This is a genomic window from Streptomyces guryensis, assembly GCF_021261325.1.
GTDB lineage: Bacteria > Actinomycetota > Actinomycetes > Streptomycetales > Streptomycetaceae > Streptomyces > Streptomyces guryensis.
In genome coordinates this window covers 286,125-304,981 of record NZ_JAJSBI010000009.1, presented here as the reverse complement: position 1 = coordinate 304,981, position 18,857 = coordinate 286,125, and the positions used below count along the sequence as shown (strand labels likewise).

Annotated in this window: 16 protein-coding genes and 1 pseudogene; 14 read left to right on the top strand and 3 right to left on the bottom strand. The window is 72.5% G+C overall.

Annotated features, from left to right (window positions below; translation table 11 throughout):
- Positions 1-38: 38 nt before the first annotated feature.
- The gene (locus LJ657_RS20390) at positions 39-1,214 is read right to left on the bottom strand and encodes an NAD(P)/FAD-dependent oxidoreductase (protein WP_269786686.1); all 1,176 of its coding nucleotides are present in this window, start codon (positions 1,212-1,214) and stop codon (positions 39-41) included.
- Positions 1,215-1,424: 210 nt separating this feature from the next.
- On the opposite strand from LJ657_RS20390, the gene LJ657_RS20385 reads away from it, so the two are divergent.
- The 3 genes from LJ657_RS20385 to LJ657_RS20375 all read left to right on the top strand — a co-directional run bounded on the left by LJ657_RS20385 (position 1,425) and on the right by LJ657_RS20375 (position 3,915).
- The gene (locus LJ657_RS20385) at positions 1,425-2,339 is read left to right on the top strand and encodes a LysR family transcriptional regulator (protein ID WP_232650134.1); all 915 of its coding nucleotides are present in this window, start codon (positions 1,425-1,427) and stop codon (positions 2,337-2,339) included.
- A 245-nt stretch (positions 2,340-2,584) separates the two neighbouring features.
- A complete protein-coding gene (locus LJ657_RS20380; RefSeq protein ID WP_232650133.1) occupies positions 2,585-3,475 on the top strand; it encodes an ornithine cyclodeaminase family protein in 891 nt (296 codons plus the stop codon).
- The gene (locus LJ657_RS20375; RefSeq protein ID WP_232650131.1) at positions 3,472-3,915 is read left to right on the top strand and encodes a hypothetical protein; all 444 of its coding nucleotides are present in this window, start codon (positions 3,472-3,474) and stop codon (positions 3,913-3,915) included. Before LJ657_RS20380 ends, LJ657_RS20375 begins: the two co-directional genes overlap by 4 nt.
- A 175-nt stretch (positions 3,916-4,090) precedes the next feature.
- On the opposite strand, the gene LJ657_RS20370 is transcribed toward LJ657_RS20375, so the two are convergent.
- Entirely contained in the window at positions 4,091-4,687 is a 597-nt protein-coding gene (locus LJ657_RS20370) for a short chain dehydrogenase (protein WP_232650129.1), read from the bottom strand.
- Between the two features lie 70 nt (positions 4,688-4,757).
- Between LJ657_RS20370 and LJ657_RS20365 the strand changes: the two genes are divergently transcribed.
- The 5 genes from LJ657_RS20365 to LJ657_RS20345 all read left to right on the top strand — a co-directional run bounded on the left by LJ657_RS20365 (position 4,758) and on the right by LJ657_RS20345 (position 9,933).
- Positions 4,758-5,615, top strand: a complete 858-nt coding sequence (locus LJ657_RS20365) for a LysR family transcriptional regulator (protein WP_232650127.1) — start codon at positions 4,758-4,760, stop codon at positions 5,613-5,615.
- Positions 5,616-5,845: 230 nt separating this feature from the next.
- Positions 5,846-6,736 carry an alkaline phosphatase family protein gene (locus tag LJ657_RS20360; RefSeq protein WP_232650126.1) on the top strand — a complete coding sequence of 297 codons (891 nt, stop codon included), beginning with the start codon at positions 5,846-5,848 and terminating at the stop codon, positions 6,734-6,736.
- 5 nt (positions 6,737-6,741) lie between these two features.
- Positions 6,742-8,025: an MFS transporter gene (locus LJ657_RS20355; protein ID WP_232650125.1), complete on the top strand. Its 1,284-nt coding sequence runs from the start codon at positions 6,742-6,744 to the stop codon at positions 8,023-8,025.
- A complete protein-coding gene (locus LJ657_RS20350; RefSeq protein ID WP_232650124.1) occupies positions 8,022-9,044 on the top strand; it encodes a TolB family protein in 1,023 nt (340 codons plus the stop codon). Before LJ657_RS20355 ends, LJ657_RS20350 begins: the two co-directional genes overlap by 4 nt.
- Positions 9,045-9,132: 88 nt before the next feature.
- Positions 9,133-9,933, top strand: a complete 801-nt coding sequence (locus tag LJ657_RS20345) for a transglutaminase domain-containing protein (RefSeq protein ID WP_232650122.1) — start codon at positions 9,133-9,135, stop codon at positions 9,931-9,933.
- A 191-nt stretch (positions 9,934-10,124) separates the two neighbouring features.
- Here the strand turns inward: LJ657_RS20345 and LJ657_RS20340 are convergent, their stop codons facing one another.
- Entirely contained in the window at positions 10,125-11,330 is a 1,206-nt protein-coding gene (locus LJ657_RS20340) for a cysteine desulfurase-like protein (RefSeq protein WP_232650120.1), read from the bottom strand.
- 73 nt (positions 11,331-11,403) lie between these two features.
- Between LJ657_RS20340 and LJ657_RS20335 the strand changes: the two are divergent.
- The 6 genes and pseudogenes from LJ657_RS20335 to LJ657_RS20310 form a co-directional block, all read left to right on the top strand.
- Positions 11,404-11,652 (top strand): annotated as a pseudogene (locus LJ657_RS20335) (4-hydroxy-2-oxovalerate aldolase family protein); the annotation flags it as partial.
- Positions 11,653-11,767: 115 nt separating this feature from the next.
- The gene (locus LJ657_RS20330) at positions 11,768-13,201 is read left to right on the top strand and encodes a hypothetical protein (protein ID WP_232650119.1); all 1,434 of its coding nucleotides are present in this window, start codon (positions 11,768-11,770) and stop codon (positions 13,199-13,201) included.
- Between the two features lie 57 nt (positions 13,202-13,258).
- Entirely contained in the window at positions 13,259-14,521 is a 1,263-nt protein-coding gene (locus LJ657_RS20325; protein WP_232650118.1) for an AAA family ATPase, read from the top strand.
- Positions 14,518-15,753: a vWA domain-containing protein gene (locus LJ657_RS20320; protein WP_232650117.1), complete on the top strand. Its 1,236-nt coding sequence runs from the start codon at positions 14,518-14,520 to the stop codon at positions 15,751-15,753. The genes LJ657_RS20325 and LJ657_RS20320 overlap by 4 nt, the downstream gene beginning before the upstream one ends.
- A 382-nt stretch (positions 15,754-16,135) precedes the next feature.
- Positions 16,136-16,975 (top strand): PaaX family transcriptional regulator, encoded by an 840-nt coding sequence (locus LJ657_RS20315; protein ID WP_232650115.1) that lies wholly within the window; start codon positions 16,136-16,138, stop codon positions 16,973-16,975.
- 156 nt (positions 16,976-17,131) lie between these two features.
- Positions 17,132-18,733, top strand: a complete 1,602-nt coding sequence (locus LJ657_RS20310; protein ID WP_232650114.1) for an MFS transporter — start codon at positions 17,132-17,134, stop codon at positions 18,731-18,733.
- Positions 18,734-18,857 lie beyond the last annotated feature (124 nt).

Sequence of the window (18,857 nt, the reverse complement as noted above, 5' to 3'; positions counted from 1 at the left end):
ACCCCCGGGGGGCTCACGCCACGTGGACTTCAGGGGGGTCACACCACGTGGGCTTCGGGGCGGATCTCGGCCCCGGAGCGGAAGCGGTCGGCGCTGAGCGGGGACATGTCGGCGAAGGGTGCACGGTCGAGGTGGAGGTCGCGCAGGATCTCGCCGACGGCGGGGGCCTGCAGAAAGCCGTGGCCCGAGAACCCGGTGGCGTAGAGGAAGTTGACGAGTTCGCCGGAGCGGCCGATGAGGGCGTTGTGGTCGGGGGTGACCTCGTAGAGGCCGGCCCAGCCGCCGACGGTCCTCATGTCGGCGAGTTCGGGGGCCCGTTGCCGTACGGCGTCCCGGAAGAGTTCGAGCCACTCCGGGGTCCAGGTGGTGTCGAAGCCGTCGGGCTGGCGGGGGTCGGCGAGGCCGAACAGCAGGCCGTCGTCGCTGTTGTGGAAGTAGGCCGACGAGGCGAAGTCGATGGTGAAGGGGATGCGGGGCGCCGGGGGCGACAGCGGTTCGGTGAAGGCGAGTTGGCGGCGTACCGGCCGGACCGGGAGGTGGATGCCGACCATGTCGCCGATCAGGCCCGACCAGGCACCCGCCGTACAGATGAGGGTGTCGCAGCCGATGCGGCCGCGGTCGGTGTGGACGGCAGTGACGCGGTCGCCCGCGGTGTCGATGCCGGTCACGGTGGTGTGGGTGGCGAAGGTCGCGCCGGCGCGGACGGCGGCGTCGGCGTATCCGTTCACGACCAGGCCGGGGCGGGCATGGCCGTCGCCGGGTGAGTAGGCGGCCGCCACGAGTCCGCCGGTGCTGACGTAGGGACAGAGGCGGCGGGCCTCGTCCGGGGTGATCATGCGGGTGGGGACGTCGAGGGCGTTCTGGGTCCTGACGCTGGCCTCGAAGTCCGCGGCCTGCCGGTCGGTGGTGAGCAGGAAGAGGTAGCCGACGGTGTCGAGGCGGATGTCGGCGCCGGGGCGGTGCGGGAAGTCCTGGTAGGCGCGCAGGCTCCGGCTGCCCAGCTCGATGTTGAGCGGGTCGGAGAACTGGGCGCGGACGCCGCCGATCGGTTTGCCCGAGCTGCCGCAGGCCAGATCGCCGCGCTCGACGACGACGATGTCGGTCACCCCCGCCTCGGCGAGGTGGAACGCGGCACTGGCGCCCATCACGCCCCCGCCGATGATCACGACGTGTGCGGTCGGCGGAACGGAGCGGAAGGTGGATGAGGAGGACAACGGGCCGTCCCTTCCGGAGGCCGGCGCCGGGCCGAGGGGATCCGGTTCGCGTGGCGCGGCTCGGGCTGTCAGTGAGTGGCACGGGATGTGGCGCCTCAGGTGGCGCTGTGGGTGGCGAGGCCCTGATCGGCAGTCTGCCCGCCATCGTGACGCAACCCGACCTTTGACGTCCATGAACAGTTACTGTGCCCGATCTATTAGTGTCTCTATATGGACTGGACGAGTTCCCAGCTGCGGTCTTTGGTGGAGCTGACCAGGCGCGGAACCATCACCGCGGTGGCCCGGGCACTGGGATACACGCCCGGCGGGGTCTCGCAGCAGATCGCCGCGTTGGAGAAGGCCACGGGCATGGAGTTGCTGCAGCGGGTGGGGCGGCGGGTGGAGCTGACCGACGCCGGGATGACGCTGGCCCGGCACGCCGAGCGGATCCTGTCCACGGAGGCCGAGGCGGTGGAGGCACTGGAACGCAGCCGGGGCGAGGTCTCCGGGGTGCTGGTGGTGGGCCTGTTCGCCACGGCCGCCGCCGAGATCCTGCCGCCGGCCCTGCAACGGGTGCGTGAGGCGCATGCCGGGCTCGCCGTGCACAGCCGCGACATGGACGTGGACGAGGTGTACGACGCCGTCGCCTCCGGCGCGGTGGACCTGGCTCTCGGCCTGGACTACCCCGATGTGCCCATCCCGCGTGATCCGGCGTTGCGGGTGATGCGACTGGACCGGGAGCGGTTCTCCCTCGCGGTGCCCACCGGGTGGCTGGACGGCCGCGAGGAGGTCGCTCTGGCCGACACCCGGAACCTGGGCTGGATCCTGCCCTCCCCGGACAGCTACTACGGCCGCGCCGTGCGCACCGCCTGCCGGCGGGCCGGCATCGAACCCGACGTCCAGCACGAGGTGACCGACACCGCGGCCACCCTGGCCCTGGTCGAGGCGGGCATCGGGATCAGCACCGTGACGGAGCTGATGCTCAGACTCCGCGCCTCCCGTTTCGACGTCGTGCGGCTGCGCGAGAGCGTCGAGCGGCACATCGTCGTGGTGTTCCGCTCCGCCGCCGAGCACCGCCCGACGGTGGCCGCACTGGTCGACGTGCTGCGGGCGGTGGCCGGAGCCCGGCGCGGCGCGAAGCCGTAGCACCGCCCTGTGGTTCCCCGGAGCGGAGATCTGCCGGGAGACAGCGGAGGCGGTGTGGCCGGAGTCGCGGGCCGCGATCGCGAAGGATCCGCTGTGCACGGGGAGCGGCTTGCGGCAGCGTGGGCAATCGTTGACCTCAAGCATCAACTGTGGCGTTTCTCTGCCCATGTGGGCGGGCTTGTCCGGCCCACGTCCTGTGGAGGAACCGGTCGGAAACGACCGGTGAGCAAGGAGGGTTTCCAGCTGTGATCACCGTTGTGGAGGGTGCGCCGCCCATGGAGGCGGCGATCGGCGCGCTGCGTGCGAGCCTGCTCGGCGGGCTCGACCCGGAGGCCGGTCCGCCGCGCTCGGCCGTCCCGGTGCCGCGGGGGCAGCTCCTGCTCATGCCCGCCCACTGGGGCTCCTACGCGGGAGTGAAGGTGGTGAGCGTGGCTCCAGACAACCCGGCGCGGGAACTGCCGCGGATCCAGGGCAACTACCTGCTCCTGGACGGGGAAACCCTCACTCCGCTGGCCCTGCTGGACGGCATCGCGCTCACCGGCGTACGTACCGCGGCGGTGTCGGCCGTGGCCGCCGACGCGCTCGCCGAACCGGAGGCGAGCCGTTTGGTGGTGTTCGGAACGGGACCGCAGGCGCGGTCGCATGTCGAGGCCCTGCGGTGCGTCCGGCCGATCCGGGAGGTCGTGGTCGTCGGCCGGAACGCGGAGCGCACGCGCGCGTTCGCCGACGAGGTGGGGGCGCGGGTCGGCCGTGCGGACGACGTGGCGCGCGCGGACCTGGTGGCCTGCTGCACCACGGCGCGCACGCCGTTGTTCGACGGTTCGCTGCTGCCCGCGCACGCGACCGTGGTCGCCGTCGGATCGCACGAGCCGGACGCCCGGGAGGTCGACGAGACGGCTGTCGCCCGTTCCACGGTGGTGGTGGAGGCGGTTTCCGCCGCACTGCGGGAGGCGGGCGACATCGTGCTGGCCCTGCAGGCGGGGGCCTGCGATCCCGGCTCGCTGGTACGCCTCGCCGATCTTGTGCGGGGCAGGGCCCAACTCCCGCCGGGGCGGCCGCGGTTGTTCAAGAGCGTGGGCATGGCCTGGCAGGACCTGGTGGTCGCCGCGGCCCATTTCGAGGCGGCGCGGGCATGACGGCGACGGTCGCCTGGGCACCGGTGCTCCGAGAGGGCCGCGGCGAGGTCGCCGCAGACGCCGAGCGCGGTACTCGGCCGGTGCAGCGCACCACCGTCAGGTCCCGCCGCCGGTCGTGTTCCCACGGGAGCGGCGAGACAAAGGCGAAGCCGGTCATGGAGGGAACGAACCTGCCCACCGACGCCGAGGGCTCAGGGCATCCTCGCCGAGCGCGGTATCGCGGTGGTCCCGGATTTCGTCGCGCGCGCCGGGGCGTCGTGGCCGCCGCCTTCGCGAGGGACGCCCGCCGCTCCGCGTTCCGCCCGGACACCGCCGCCGTCTCCGAGACGATCTCGGCGAGGCCGCGGGCCGGCACTGTGACCGTCCTGGAGGAGGCCGAGCGGCGGGACGTCACCCCGCGGGCCGCGCCGTGGCCGAGGAACACGTCCGTACGGCGATGAGGAGCAGGCGGCGCCTGCCCTGGTGCTCCGCTGGAAGCACGGTCATGAGCCCGCGGGCCCGGTGGGGGCCGGTCGCGCTCACGCGGCGGAGCGGCACGTCAGACGCAGCCCCGGGCCCCTCTGCAGAGGGCTCAGCCCGACTTGCGCAGGCGTGGGCCGGGCGAAGCCCAGGCCCTTACAGGGCGTAGATCTGGCCGGTCTGCGCCCCCTCGACGGACCGGACGTACGCCTGGGTGACGTCGGCGAGATCGACGGGCGGCATGCCCGGGAAGTAGTCGCCGTACTCGCCGAGGCTCTCGGTGAAGACCGTCGGGCTGACCGCGTTGACGCGCTGCGGGGCGATCTCGATGGCGGCGGCGCGCACGAACGCCTCCAGCGCGCCGTTCGCCATGGAGGCCGCGCTGCCGGTGGGGATCGGCTCGCGGGCGAGCACACCGGTGATGAGGGTGAACGAGCCTCGCTCGGCGATGCGCGGGATGCCCTGGCGCACCAGGTCGATCTGGCTGAGCACCTTGCCGTGGAAGGCTGCCAGATAGTCCTCGGGGGTCAGCTCGGTGACCGGCCCGTACGGCACGTGTCCGGCGGCGCTGACCACGGCGTCCACCCGGCCGGCTCGGTCGTACACCTCGCTGACCTGCGCGGGGTCGGTGATGTCGAAGCGCAGGTCGCCGCCGCCGCGTGCCACGGTGAGGACCTCGTGGCCGCGGGTGTCGAGTGTCCTGTGGAGGGCCGCGCCGAGTGTGCCGGTGGCGCCGATGAGCAGAATCTTCATGCCGGTGACGCTAGGCCCGGCGCCTGGCGGGAGGGAAATACCTTCCGGGGAGCACTTATGCTCCGGAGTTATGAATGTGGAGCTTCGGCATCTGCGGGCGCTCGCCGCGATCGGCGACGAGGGCACCATCACCGGTGCGGCTGCGGTGCTCCACGTCAGCCAGCCCGCGCTCTCACGCACCCTGGAGCAGTTGGAGAGCCGGGTCGGCGTGCGGCTGGTGGACCGCACCACCCGCACCCTGTCCCTCACGGATGCCGGTCAACAGTTGTACGAGCGCGCTCACTTGATCCTCCGTCAGCTGGACGACGCGCTGACCGAGGCCGCGGCGGGGGTGCGGCCGCTGCGGATCGGTTTCGCCTGGGCGGCGCTCGGTGACCTGACCGTGCCGCTGCTGCGCACCTGGCGCGAGGCCCATCCGGGGACCCCGGTACAGGTGTACCGGCGCGACGACCCGGAGGCGGCCCTGCGGCGCGGGGAGATCGACGCGGCGCTGCTGCGCACCTCGCCCGCCCCCGGCGCCGGGCTGGAGGTCCGGCCGCTGTACCGGGAGCGGCGCATGGCCGCCGTACCCGACGGTGACCCGCTGGTCACCCGCCCGTCGGTGCGGCTGGCGGATCTGGCCGACCGGTCGGTGGTGCTCTGCGCCACCGCCGCGACCACCGCCGAGCTGTGGCCCGAGGGGCGGCGGCCCCACACGTTCGAGGTGGCCAACGTCGACGAATGGCTCACCGTGATCGCCACGGGGGAGGCGGTCGGCGTCACCGCGGAGGCCACCGAGCAGAGCCATCCGCACCCCGGGGTCCGCTATCTGCCGCTGGCGGACGTGCCGCCCGTGACGGTCCGCATGGCCTGGCCGCGGACTCCCACGCACCCGGCCACTCTCACCTTCCTCGGCCATCTCCGGTCGGTGACGCCTGCACAACCGTAGGTCATGACCGCCGCGGCGGTCCGGCCCGCGGACATTGGGGTACGTGGGTTGTGTGTCACGGCCGAAAGCCCCCACTATGTATGACCTGTACATGACCAACGGGTGGCGTGATCTCTGCCGCTGGGCGGTCCGGAGTTCGTCTGGGCTTCACGCAGTACCAGCCTGGGGCCCCTATGGTTACGGCGCCGCCTCCCCCGCACGTGCCCGTCACTTCTGTCCGGAGGACAGTCATGACCGCCGTAAAGGCTTCCAAGCGCACCAGACGCCCCCTCACCGCACTCGCCGGGGCCGTAGCCCTCACCGCGACGTCGATCGGCGTGTGGGCCGCAACGACCTCAGCCGCTCAGGCCGCCGCTCTCCCCGCCCCCGACCACGTGGTGGTCGTGGTGATGGAGAACCACGCCTACTCTCAGGTGATCGGAAGCTCCAGCGCCCCGTACATCAACAACACCCTCAAGGCCGGTGGCGCCAACCTCACCCAGTCCTACGGCCTCACCCACCCCAGTGAGCCGAACTACTACATGCTCTTCTCCGGCTCCAACCAGGGCCGCACCGACGACAGCTGTGTCGGCGTCGGGTCCATCTCCGCGCCGAACCTGGCCTCCGAGCTGATCGCCGCGGGCGAGACCTGGAAGAGCTACAACGAGTCGCTGCCCAGCCAGGGATCGACGACGTGCAGCAGCGGCAACTACGCGCAGAAGCACAACCCGTGGTTCGGCTTCTCCAACGTGCCGACGAACACCGCGATGACCTTCGCGCAGTTCCCGACCGACTACACGACCCTGCCGAAGGTCTCCTTCGTCACCCCGAACCTGTGCAGCGACATGCACGACTGCTCGGTCTCCACGGGCGACACCTGGATCAAGAACAACCTGGGCGCGTACGCCACTTGGGCCCAGACGCACAACAGCATCCTCGCTGTCACCTTCGACGAGGACAACAAGCTCTCCGGCAACCGCATCCCGACCCTCTTCTACGGGCAGCACGTCGCCCCCGGCAGCTCCGACTCGACCACCTACAACCACTACAACGTCCTGCGCACGGTGGAGGACCTGGCCGGTCTGAGCGCCCACGCGGGCAATGCCGCCTCGGCGTCCGACATCACCGGCATCTGGAACTGACGCCGGTGTATCTCGCGGACTCCCGCAGCACCAAGGCCGCCGCCGCCCCGGACACCCGTCCGGGGCGGCGGCAGGCCGCTGTGCCCGGCACCGTGCTGGCCCTGGGTGCGGTCAGCCTGATCACCGACGTCTCCTCGGAGATGGTCACCGCCGTGCTGCCGCTCTACGTGGTCGCCGGCCTCGGCCTGTCCCCGCTCGGCTTCGGTCTCCTCGACGGCATCAACAACGGCGTGGGCGCCCTGGTCCGGCTGGCCGGCGGCCACCTCGCCGACCGCGGCGGCCGTCGGCACAAGGTCGTGGCGGGCCTCGGCTACGGCCTGTCGGCGCTGTGCAAGCCGCTGCTGCTGCTCGCCCACACGCTCCCCGTACTCAGTGCCGTGCTCGCGGTCGACCGCACCGGCAAGGGGCTGCGCACCGCCCCACGCGACGCGATGATCTCGCTGGCCACCGAACCGGAGCACCGGGGACGGGCGTTCGGCGTGCACCGTGCCATGGACACCACCGGCGCCCTGCTCGGCCCGCTCGTCGCGTTCGCCGTGCTGCGGGCCACCGTCGACGGCTACGACGCGGTCTTCACGGTCAGCGGCTGCGTCGCGGTACTCGGGGTCCTGGTGCTGGTGCTCTTCGTACCCCGCCGCATCACGCCCGCCGGTGCCGCGCGGCTGCCCGAGCCCGCCCGGCCCGCCCTGCGTGACTCGCTGGGTCTGCTGCGCCGCCCGGAGCTGCGCCGGCTCACCGTGTGCGCGGCCCTGCTCGGCCTCACCACGGTCAGCGACTCCTTCCTCTATCTGCTGCTCCAGCGCGACGGGGACCTCTCCGCCGACCTGTTCCCCCTGCTGCCCCTGGGCACCGCCGCCGTCTTCCTGCTGCTGGCCGTCCCGCTCGGTGCGCTCGCCGACCGTGTCGACCGCCGCCGGCTCTTCCTGGCCGGCCACGGCGTCCTGTTGGTCGGCTACGGACTGGTGCTCTCCCCCTGGCACGGCGTTCCCGCCGTGGTCGCCGTCCTCGCGCTGCACGGCACCTTCTACGCGGCCACCGACGGAGTCCTCGCGGCAGCCACCGCCGGAGCCGTGCCGGCTCAGCACCAGGGCGCCGGGCAGGCACTCGTGGGCACCGGCCAGGCGCTGGCCCGGTTCGCCTGTTCGCTCGCGTTCGGCGCGGCCTGGAGCCTTTGGGGCGGGCGCACCGCGCTCGCCGTCACCGCCGCCGCGCTGGCCGTCAGCGCCGTCGTGGCCTCGTTCGTGCTCCGTCCCGCCGACGACGTGTCCCCCGCCGAGGTGTCCGTATGACCCGCACCACCCGCCTGGTGATCCTGCTGGCCGCCGTCCTGCTGCTCGGGGGCGTCGGCACCGGGGCGGTGCTGTACGCCGCCCACCGCTCGGGCATGCGGGACGAGCAGCAGGCGAACGGCCCGACCGTGCGGACCGGCACCGTCACACTCGGGCCGACGAGCGGACGCCGGCTGCTGGTGCGCAACCTGGCCTGGGGCCCGCACCGCGACGAGATCGCCACCGTGCCGGCCGGCGATCCGCAGGGGCCGCGCACCGCCTCGGGCGTCAAGTGCCTGCGCTTCCACGCCGCAGCCGGAACCGGCATCTGCCTGCAGGCCGTGCACGGCACGCTGCGCGACACCTACCGGGCGGTGGTGCTCGACGCGCACCTGCACGAGCGGCACCGCTTCCCGGCCGCGGGCATCCCCACCCGGGCCCGGGTCTCGCCCTCCGGCCACATGGCGGCCTGGACGGTCTTCGTCAGCGGGGACTCCTACGCCGGCACGAACTTCTCCACCCGCACCGCCATCGTCGACACCCGCACCTGGAAGATCGACGACAACCTGGAGACCTTCCGCATCATCGAGGACGGCCGCACCTACCGCGCCGCCGACACCAACATCTGGGGTGTCACCTTCGCCGACGACAGCCGCTTCTACGCCACGCTGGCGACGGGCGGCAAGACCTACCTCGTACGAGGTGACGTCACCGCACGCACCCTCACCACCCTGCACCGCAACGTCGAGTGTCCCTCCCTCTCCCCCGACGGCACCCGCATCGCCTACAAGAAACGCGTCAAGGGAGCTTCTCCCGACGCCCCTTGGCGGCTGTACGTCCTCGACCTGCGCACCATGAAGGAGACCGCGACCGCGGAGCAGCGCGACATCGACGACCAGGCCCTGTGGTCCGACGGCTCCACCCTCGTCTATGCCCTCCCCGGCGACTACGGCTCGGACCTGTGGACCGTCCCGGCCGACGGCTCGGGAGCGGCCCGTCGGCTGATGACGTCGGCCGTCGCCCCCGCCTACCTGGGGTGATCGCGCCGACCGCAGCACAGTTGAACATGTTCAATTCATAGGTCATGATACGTCTGGCATCGGGGCGCCGGACGAGAGGACCACGGTCATGACGAGCTCGCTTCTCACTCCACGAGGCCGTTCCCGCACCGGCACGACGGACGGGGGAACGGCGGCGGGGAGTACCGCCCCGACGCGGATCCTCGACTGGCGGCACCCGCAGGTCGCCTCCCTGCTTCAGGGGATCGACGTGACAACGGACGTGGGGACAGCCACGGAGCCCGCCCTCCGGACAGCGACCCTGCGCCGGGCCCACCGCGTGATCGCCGCAACCGTGCGGCCGGTGTACTCGGTGCAGGACGAGCGGCCGGTGTCCGAGGTGCTGCGCCGCGGCCGCGGTTCGTGCAGCCAGCGGCTGGCCGTGCTGGAGGCGGTGGCGCGGGCGTCCGGCGTGGCCACGCGGGTGCGCGGTCTGCTCGTCGACGGGGCGTTCTGGTATCCGCGATTCCCGCGGCTGCGCCGGATCGTCCCGGACCAGGTCCTCCTGGCATGGCCCGAATTCCGCCTCGACGGACTGTCGTCGACGGTGCACCCCGGCGCTCACTGGCTGACGGTCTCGGAACTCTTCGGCAGCCTGGACGAGTTGAGCGACGGTCATGGCGGCGGGTTCACCAATGCCGGCGCGGAAACGCTCTTCGAGGCGCTGTCCAGGACGGCGATCGACTGGGACGGGGTGACGCTCTGCCCGGCCGACGGCGGCGCGTGCGATCTCTCGGCCTACGTCCTGGCGGACCTGGGCCACTTCGACTCGCGCGACGAACTCTTCGCCCGGCACGGCCAGACGCTCTGCCGCACGGCGAGAGTGCTGGCCGAACCCGTCCTGGGGCGCCGCCGCGCGGCGGGCGCCTGAGACCGCCGTCAGCGGACCGCCGAGCCCAGGGCGGCCCCGAAGGTCGGACGCGTGGGTGCGGCCCATGCGCTCGGTCCAGGCGTCGAACCGGTCGCCCGCCGGCAGATCCACGGTCCGGAAGACCGACTCGTGCAACACGACGGTTCTCGACCACACGGCTCATGCGGCACGTTCGGGCGTCCGGCCTCTGCTCAGGGCGTCAGGAACTCGGACAGCCCGGTCAGCAGCCGGTCGACGTCCTGCGCGCTGTTGTAGGGGGCGAGGCCCATGCGCAGGCCGCCGGTGTCGCCGAGGCCGAGCCGGCGGGAGGCCTCGACGGCGTAGAAGGATCCCGACGGTGCGTGGACGCCGCGCTCGGCGAGGAAGCCGTAGGCGTCCGTGGTGGAGCGGCCCTCGAACGTCAGCAACAGGGTGGGGGTGCGGTCGGCCGCCCGGGAGTGGACTGTGATGCCTTCCAGCGAGGACAGCCCCTTGTCGATCTGTGTGCGCAGGCTGTGTTCGTGTGCTTCGAGCGCGGCGAACGCGGCGGTCAGGCGCTGTCGGCGGGTTCCCTTGGCGCTCGGGTCGAGGCCGGTGAGGAAGTCGACCGCGGCGGTGGTGCCCGCGAGGAACTCGTAGGGCAGCGTGCCCAGTTCGAAGCGCTCGGGGACGGCGTCGGTGGAGGGCAGGAGCTTGTCCGGCCGCAGGGTCTCCAGCAACTCCGGCCGGGCGGCGAGGACTCCGTGGTGCGGGCCCAGGAACTTGTACGGGGAGCAGACGAAGAAGTCCGCGCCGAGCGCCTCCAGCTCGACCAGGGTGTGCGCGGCGTAGTGGACGCCGTCGACGTAACTGAGCGCACCCGCCCCGTGTGCCAGGCGGGAGATCTCGGCGATCGCCGGACGTGTGCCGATCAGGTTGGAGGCGGCGGTGACGGCGACCAGCCGGGTGCGTTCGGAGAGGACGGCGCGGATGTCGTCGACGGTCAACTCCCCGGTGGCGGGGTCGAAGTCGGCCCAGCGTACGGTGGCGCCCGCCTGGGCCGCGGCCTGGACCCAGGGGCGGATGTTGGCGTCGTGGTCGAGGCGGGTGACGACGACCTCGTCCCCGGGCTGCCAGCTCTTGGCGAGGGTGCGGGAGATCTCGTAGGTGAGCTGGGTGGCGCTGCGGCCGAAGACGATCCCCGACGGATCCGCGCCGAGCAGGTCGGCCATGGCCCGGCGGGCCCCGGTGACGATGGCGTCGGCGTTGCGCTCCCCGGGCGACACCTGGCCCCGGTTCGACAGGGGGTTGGACAGTGCGTCGGCGATGGCCCGGATGACGGGCTGCGGGGTCTGGGTGCCGCCGGGGCCGTCGAAGTGTGCCGTTCCGGCGGTCAGGGCGGGGAACTGGGAGCGGATGGCGGTGATGTCGTACGTCACGGAGAGCTCCTGTTGAGTACCGGGCGGGGGAAAGATCCTCCGCGATCGCAGGCGGGCGTGGCAACAGCCCGCGTCAGCCGACGATCTTGTACGACCGTTGCAGGACCGCGATGTCCGGGTGGACCGAGAGGCCCTCAGCCTCGGCTACGCGGGCGTGTACTCCAGCTTCCTGCGCCACACCGGGACCGCCGCCGCCCGCCACGGGCCGGACACCCGCAGCATCCTCGTCGAGGTCGGCCGGCGGGGCATGGTCGCAGGCCAGGAGGACATGATCACCGACATCGCGCTGGACCTGCTCGCCGGCACGGAGCCGGCGCCCTGAGCGCCCTGCCCGGAAAAATCCTGGCCGAGCGAGACGGGGGGACGCTACGATCCCTCGCGATGACTACTCATTCTGCTGACAGATCGGGGGTCCCGTCCGCGCAAGGTGAGTGCTGATGCTCACTCGGATCGCGAACGGGGATTCCCAGCCTTCCCTCCGGCGTCTTTCCTTCTGGCAGCGCGTGCGCGAGTTCGCCGTGCCGCCCTCCATGATCGAGACTGCGACCGCCCGCCGCCTGGTCGGCGACTGGGCCGGGGCGTGTGCCGCCGCGGGCCTCGATGTCGATCTGAACCTGCGTTCCGTGGCGCGCAGCCATGGCCGGGAGCTCGCGGCCCGGGTGCGGGCCGATCTGCGCCGGCTGGCACCCGACCTGGTGCGCTGGCACATGCCGAGGATCGCTCCCGACGGGCTGCTGCGCCCGGCACTGACCCTCGCTCTGGCCCGGTACGACGCTGCCGGGCGGGACGGGCCGGGTCCGGTGCACCTGGTGGTGCGGACTCCACCGGCCTGGGCGGATGCCGGGCAGCGGATCAGCCTCGCGCTGTGGGACGGATCCCATGACGAGCCCAGTGCCCGGCGCCACCCGCATCCCCATCCGAGCCGGCGGTTCCGTCTCGACCTGCACCGGCATCTGTGGGATGCAAGCAGGGCCGATGAGCTGCGGATACGGTCCGGGGCCGAGTGGTCGGGCGACGACAACGGCCCTGCACTGGAAAGGGAGTTGCCCGGATCGGTGCCGGACGGCCGGCGCTGTGCCGTCGACCGGTGGGCGGCCGAGGCGGGGCTTCTGCTCGGCGCCGAAAGGCGGGGCGGGTCCGGCGGTCGCGTCCTCGTGCGGCTCGGGGGCAGGCATCGGCTGGTCCTGGACCTGACGGCGGGCGACGACGGTCTCGGGCCGCCCTCGGTACGACTCGCCGAGGCGTCCGGGTACGGCGACGGTTCCGCCCTGCCTGTGTTGCCCGATGCGGCGACCTGGGTCCCGCCCGACCTGGAGCTGTTGCGCACCGGTTCGATCGAGCCCGATCGGCTCCACCCGCTGGTCGCCTCCGCCCTCGTACCGGACCGCTCGCCGGCCGGCCCGCCCCGTTCTCGGGAGCGGGCGGGTCAGCCGCGCCTCGTGGAGTGCCGTGGAGCGCACCACCACATCGGTCTGGTGGATGGCGTACTGGCCCCGCTCGACCATGACCCGGCCGAGGTCCGGCGGGAGGAACTGCTGGCCGCACTGACCGGCACTCCACTCCCCTGCCTTCAGGCGATCGACGAGGCGCACCGTCGTCCGGACTGTCTCACGGGTGTCCGCGAACGCCTGGACCACGGCGACATCGCCGGGGCGCTGGCCGTCGTGGAGGGCCTGCTCGGCCCCGATGCGGTGCTGCGCGACGGCCCGCTGCGGGACGAACTGGAGGCCGCCGCGGAACGGCGGATCACCTACGGCCTGTACAGGGAGGGGCTGATCGGGCCCGACCACGGGCCTGCCCGCTACCGCCCCGGGGACCTCAGCCGCACCCCTCACCACCGCTCACACCCGCGCCACGCGAACTTCCGCTGACCCTCACCCTCGTACGCCCGTCTCACTCGGCTCACCCCGACGAAAAGGTGAACAAACATGCCTGCACACACTTCGATCGCTGCCACCGTCACTGCCTCCGCTCCGGCTTCCCCCTCCCAACTGGACGTCGCCGACGAGCTGTTGACCCTGCTGCGCGACGCCACCACCGAACCCCGCCCCGACAACCAGCTCGAAGCCCTGACGCTGGCCGTGGCCGCCGATCTGCCCGTGCTGCTGTGGGGTGAGCCGGGGATCGGCAAGACCGCGGCTCTGACCCAGCTCGCCGAGGCCCTGGATCTGCCGCTGACCACGGTGATCGCCAGCGTGCACGAGCCAGCCGACTTCTCCGGGCTGCCCGTCGTCGGGGACGATCCCGCGGAGCAGGGTGTCCCGCTGGCCCCGCCGGACTGGGCGGTACGCCTGGTGCGGGCCGGCCGGGGGCTGTTGTTCCTGGACGAGCTGTCCACCGCTCCGCCCGCGGTGCAGGCAGCCCTGCTGCGCCTCGTGCTGGAGCGACGGATCGGCGCCCTCCGACTGCCGCCCGGGGTACGGATCGTGGCCGCCGCCAACCCGCGGTCCTCGGCGGCCGACGGCTGGGAGCTGAGTCCGCCGCTGGCCAACCGTTTCGTCCACCTTCAGTGGACCCACGACCACGAGGTCGTCGTACGCGGACTCGGCGGCACCTGGCCCCGGGCCACGCTGCCGCGGCTCTCCCCGGAGAAGCTCTCGGAGGCGGTGCGCTTCGCCCGCCGTGCGGTGTGCGGGCTGCTGACCGCCCGGCCCAAACTCGTGCACCAACTGCCCGGCAACGAGATGCGGCGGGGCGGCGCCTGGCCATCGCCCCGGAGCTGGGAGATGACGCTGTGCCTGATCGCCTTCGCGACCGCGGCCGGCTCCTCCCGGGAGGTCCTCTCGCTGCTGGTGCGGGGCACGGTGGGCGACGGCCCGGGGCTTGAACTGCTGGCCGGTCTGGACCGGTTGGATCTGCCGGACCCCGAGGTGCTCCTTGCCGACCCGGCGGCTGCCGAGCTGCCCGAGCGCGGTGATCTGCGCCAGGCCGTGCTCGACGGTGTGGTGGCTGCGGTCCGGGGCCGCCCCGAGAAGTCCCGCTGGGACGCGGCGTGGGCGCTTCTGGTCCGCGCGCTGGAGACCGGAGCCCCGGACCTGGTGGTGGTGCCCGCGACCACACTCGCGACGCTGCGCCGCGAGGACTGGGACGTACCGGCGTCGATCGAGAAGCTCGCCGGCGCGGTGTCCGTGTCCCGGCGGGCGGACCGGGCGGCGGCCCGCACCGCCCTCACCGCGAAGGCCGGCCGATGAGCTCCGAGGAACCCGGGACGCTGGACCTCGACAAGCTGTTCGCGGCCCGGCTGCAGGCCGCCCGGGCCCGCCCGTACCTGGCGACCGCACTGTTCGCCCTGCACACCGTGGAGTCGCGGCAGGTGCCGACGATGGGCGTCGACCGGCACTGGCGGTGCTACGTCTCACCGGGATTCGTGGACCGGACGCCGGTGGAGGAGCTGGCGGCCGTATGGGTGCACGAGGTGTCGCATCTGCTGCGCGACCACCACGGGCGCAGTGACCGGGTCGCCCGGGAGCGGGGGCTGACCGGCCCCGGCGAACGGCTGCGGATGAACATCGCCGCGGACTGCGAGATCAACGACGACATCTACGGCGACGGGCTGGTCCGGCCCCGGGGCGCGGTCCGGCCGACGGCCTTGGGGCTGGACGAGGGGCAGCTGATGGAGGACTACCTGCGCCAGTTCACGCTCGGCGCGTGGACACAGAGCATGGCCTGGCTGGACTGCGGCAGCGGCGCCGACGGGCTGGGGCGGGAGTGGGAGCTCGGCCCGGACGGCGCGCACGGCCTGAGCGCGCAGGAACAGGACGCGGTGCGGTTCCGGGTGGCGCAGGGGCTCAAGGGGCGTCCGGGGAACGCCCCGGAGGGGTGGCGGCGGTGGGCCGAGAAGGCGTTCCATCCGCCGCAGCCGTGGCGGGAGTTGCTGGGTGCGGCGGTCCGTTCCGCGGCCTCCGGGTCAGGCGCGGGCGAGGACTACAGCTACGGCCGGCCCGCGCGGCGCTCGGTGTCACTGCCCGGCGTCGTACTGCCGAGCCTGCGGCGCAGACCACCCCGGGTGTCGGTGATCATCGACACATCAGGGTCGGTCAGTGACACCGAACTGGGCAGCGCGCTCCTGGAGGTCGCCGCGATCTCCCGTGCCGTGGGCGGCCGCCGGGACCTGGTCACCGTGGTGCCGTGCGACGCGGCGGCCCGGATCGCCCACCCGTTGTGCCGGGCCGAGGGCATCCCGTTGATGGGCGGCGGCGGCACGGATCTGCGCACGGGCTTCGCCACGGCGCTGCGCACGCGGCCCCGCCCCGATGTCGTGGTGGTGCTGACCGACGGTCAGACGCCGTGGCCGGACGCGCGACCGGCGTGCCGGACGGTGGTGGGTCTGTTCCCCAGGCAGGGCACGAGCTGGGACGAGGAGGACGCTGACCATGTGCCGGACAGGCCGCCCGCGTGGGCGCGGGTGGTCGACATCGGGTAGGCGCCCTGCGACCCGGCGGCGCCAGGAAGCGGTAACGGTCAGCAGGCGTACGGGAGTTGAGCGGGTCCATGCTGCGGCGCCGGCAGCACCCGAGCCTCGCCCTGGACCCGGTGCGGCGCTGCGCCCGCTGGTGGACCTCACACAGGAGAGGGAGCACGCGTCACTCTGGTTGCGCCCCGCGCACGCCGAGGTCGACGGCATCGATGTCACGGACCGGTCGACGACGTGGTGGACCGCAAGGAGGTCTTCGTCCATCGGCCGGTCACCGTCGCGGGCGCCGTGGCGCGTCCCTGTCACAGGGTCGACAACGGCCTGTCCGTGGAGGCGGGCGCGAGCACGGCCCGGAAACGATCGAACGGCGGGCCGGATCTACTCTTGCCCCGTGACCAGCTTCGATCCGTCGGACCCGGCGGGCAGCGCACCCCGGCCGCAGTCGCTGATGCTGACCTTCTTCGGCATTCACGCCCTGGGCCGGGGCATCGCCCTGTCGGCGAGCAGCCTGATCGACGTGTTCGGACAGGCCGGGATCACCGAGGACGCCGTACGGTCCACGCTGACGCGCATGGTCAAGCGCGGGCTGCTGGAACGACACCGCAGGGGCCGCAAGACGTACTTCGGCCCGACGCCCCGCGCCACCCGCGTCCTGCGGGACGGCCACGACCGGATCTGGCACACCGGCGCGGTCAACCGCACCTGGGAGGGCACCTGGACCCTGGTCGGCTTCTCCCTCCCTGAGGCGTGGCGCCGCGAGCGGCACGATCTGCGCTCCCGGCTGCTGTGGAGCGGTTTCGGCCCGCTGCAGAACGGACTGTGGGTGGCGCCCGGCGCGGTGGACGTGCCGGAGGTGGTCGCGGGGCTCGGACTCGACCCGTGTCTGCGGGTCTTCCAGGGAGCCACCGCCGTCGCCCCGACCGACGCCCGGACGGTGCTGCAGGCGGCGTTCGACGTTGATTCCGTCGCCAAGGGCTACGAGGCGTTCCTGGTCCGCTGGAGCACGGAGGCCGACGAGCCCGCGGACGCGCTCGTGCGGCAGTTGCTGCTGCACGCGGACTGGCTGGACCAGGTCCGCCAGGATCCCCATCTGCCCGCCGAGCACCTGCCGGAGGACTGGCCGGCGGCCCGCGCGGAGGAGCGGTTCCACGAGCTGGCGCGCCGCTGTGAGGAGCCGGCCCGTCTGGAGGCCGCGAGGGCGCTGGACGTGATCACGGTGGCCGTCCCGTAGTACCGCCAGGACATCCGGCGGCACCCGATGGGCACAGCCATGCCCGTCGTTACTGGGCAATCTATTGACCGCCGTCGAAAAACTGCCCTACATTCATCGCGTTCTCGGCGTCCCCGCATCGCTCGAAGCCGCCCAGCCGCTCAAAGGGGAGCACAAGTGTCCACCGAAACGCGCACCCAATCCGGCGCCACCGCCACCTCGCAACCATCCGGCGGCCTGCCCGTCGGCACCCTGATCGCCGGCTGTTTCGCGGTCTGTCTGGCACAGATCGCCCTGGCCATGCCGGCCACGCTGAACGGGCTCTTCCAGGAGGACCTGCACCCCGTCGGCTCCCAGCTGACCTGGATCTCGGACGCGTTCCTGCTGCCCGTCTCCGTACTGGAGCTGACCTTCGGCGTCCTCGGCGACCTCTTCGGCCGCAAGCGGCTGCTGGTCGGCGGCGGTGCGCTGCTGGTGGTCGGCGAGGCGCTGGCCGCCGCGAGCACCGGCATCCACATGCTCTGGGTGGGCCAGGCCATCGCCGGTCTGGGCGCGGCGGCGCTGTTCCCGACCTCGCTCGCGATGATCGCCGCCGGCACCCACTCGGCCAAGGAACGCGCCCGCACCATCACGATCTGGGCGGCGGCCCTGTCCAGCGGCGGTTTCGTCGCCCCCGTCCTGGGCGGCATCACCGGCAACTACGGTTCCTGGCGCTGGGCCTTCATCGTCGTCACGGGCCTGGCCCTGGTCAGCACCGTGCTCAGCCAGCTGCTGGCACACAACTCCAGTGCCCCGGAAGGACGTTCCCTCGACCTGGCCGGTCAGATCACCATCGGCATCGGTATGTTCGCCCTGCTCTACGCGGTGATCCAGGGCCCGGCGGACGGCTGGAGCGCGCCGCCGGTGGTGATCGCGTACGTGGTCGCCGCGGTGTTCATCGGCCTGTTCGTCGTGGCCGAACGCCGAGCCGCCTCCCCCCTGTTGAGGCTGGACCTGTTCAGGAACCGGGCCTTCGCGGTGGCGTCGTTCGTCGCGGTGGTCGGTATGTTCAGCTACCTCGGCACCGCCTACGCGACCAGCATCCGGCTCGGCCCGATCCAGCACCAGAGCCCGCTGCGCGGCTCGTTCGCGTTCATCCTGCTCAACGCCTGGACGCTGCTGCTGATGCCGCTGATCTCCCGGCTGCTGGAGAAGGTCAGCCCGCGCTGGGTGCTCGGCTCCGGCCTCGGACTGATGGCCACCGGGGACTTCATCGCCGCCACCCTCTCGGTCCACGACCGCGCCCTGACCTCTCTCATCCTCCCCATCGGCCTGGTCGGCATCGGCTTCGCACTGACGGTCTCCTCGATCACGGCGACGGCCGTCAACACGGTGGAGGTCCACTACGCGGGCATGGCCAGCGCCTCGACCAGCCTGCTGCGCGACTTCGGCTTCACGCTCGGCCCGGCGGTCATCGGTGCGATCGCGCTGTCCCACGCGGCGGACCAGTTCACGTCGAAGCTGACCGCCTCCCACCTGTCCGCCGAGGTCAAGGCGGCGGCGGGGCAGGTGGCGGCGGAGGGCGGCCCGCTCGCCTCCAACTCCGTGCCGCCGTCCTCCCCGCCGGGCGGCGCGGTCCCCCTCGCCCTGGAGGCCCTCGGCAACGGCTACGCCATCGGCTACGTGATCTGCGGTCTCTCGGCCCTGGCCTGCTGCCTCCTCAGCGTGATCGCGCTGCGCGGCAAGGGCGACAAGGACGCGACCATGGGCATCACGGAAGAGGAGCCCGCGGCTGCCTGACCGGCCCTCGGGTCCCCGCGGCGAGACGGGACCGGTCCACCGGGGCCGGGCCCGTCTCGTCACCGCACTGTCACAGAAGATCCACACGTGTCACAGCCGATCCACAGGAGAAACCTCCGGCGAG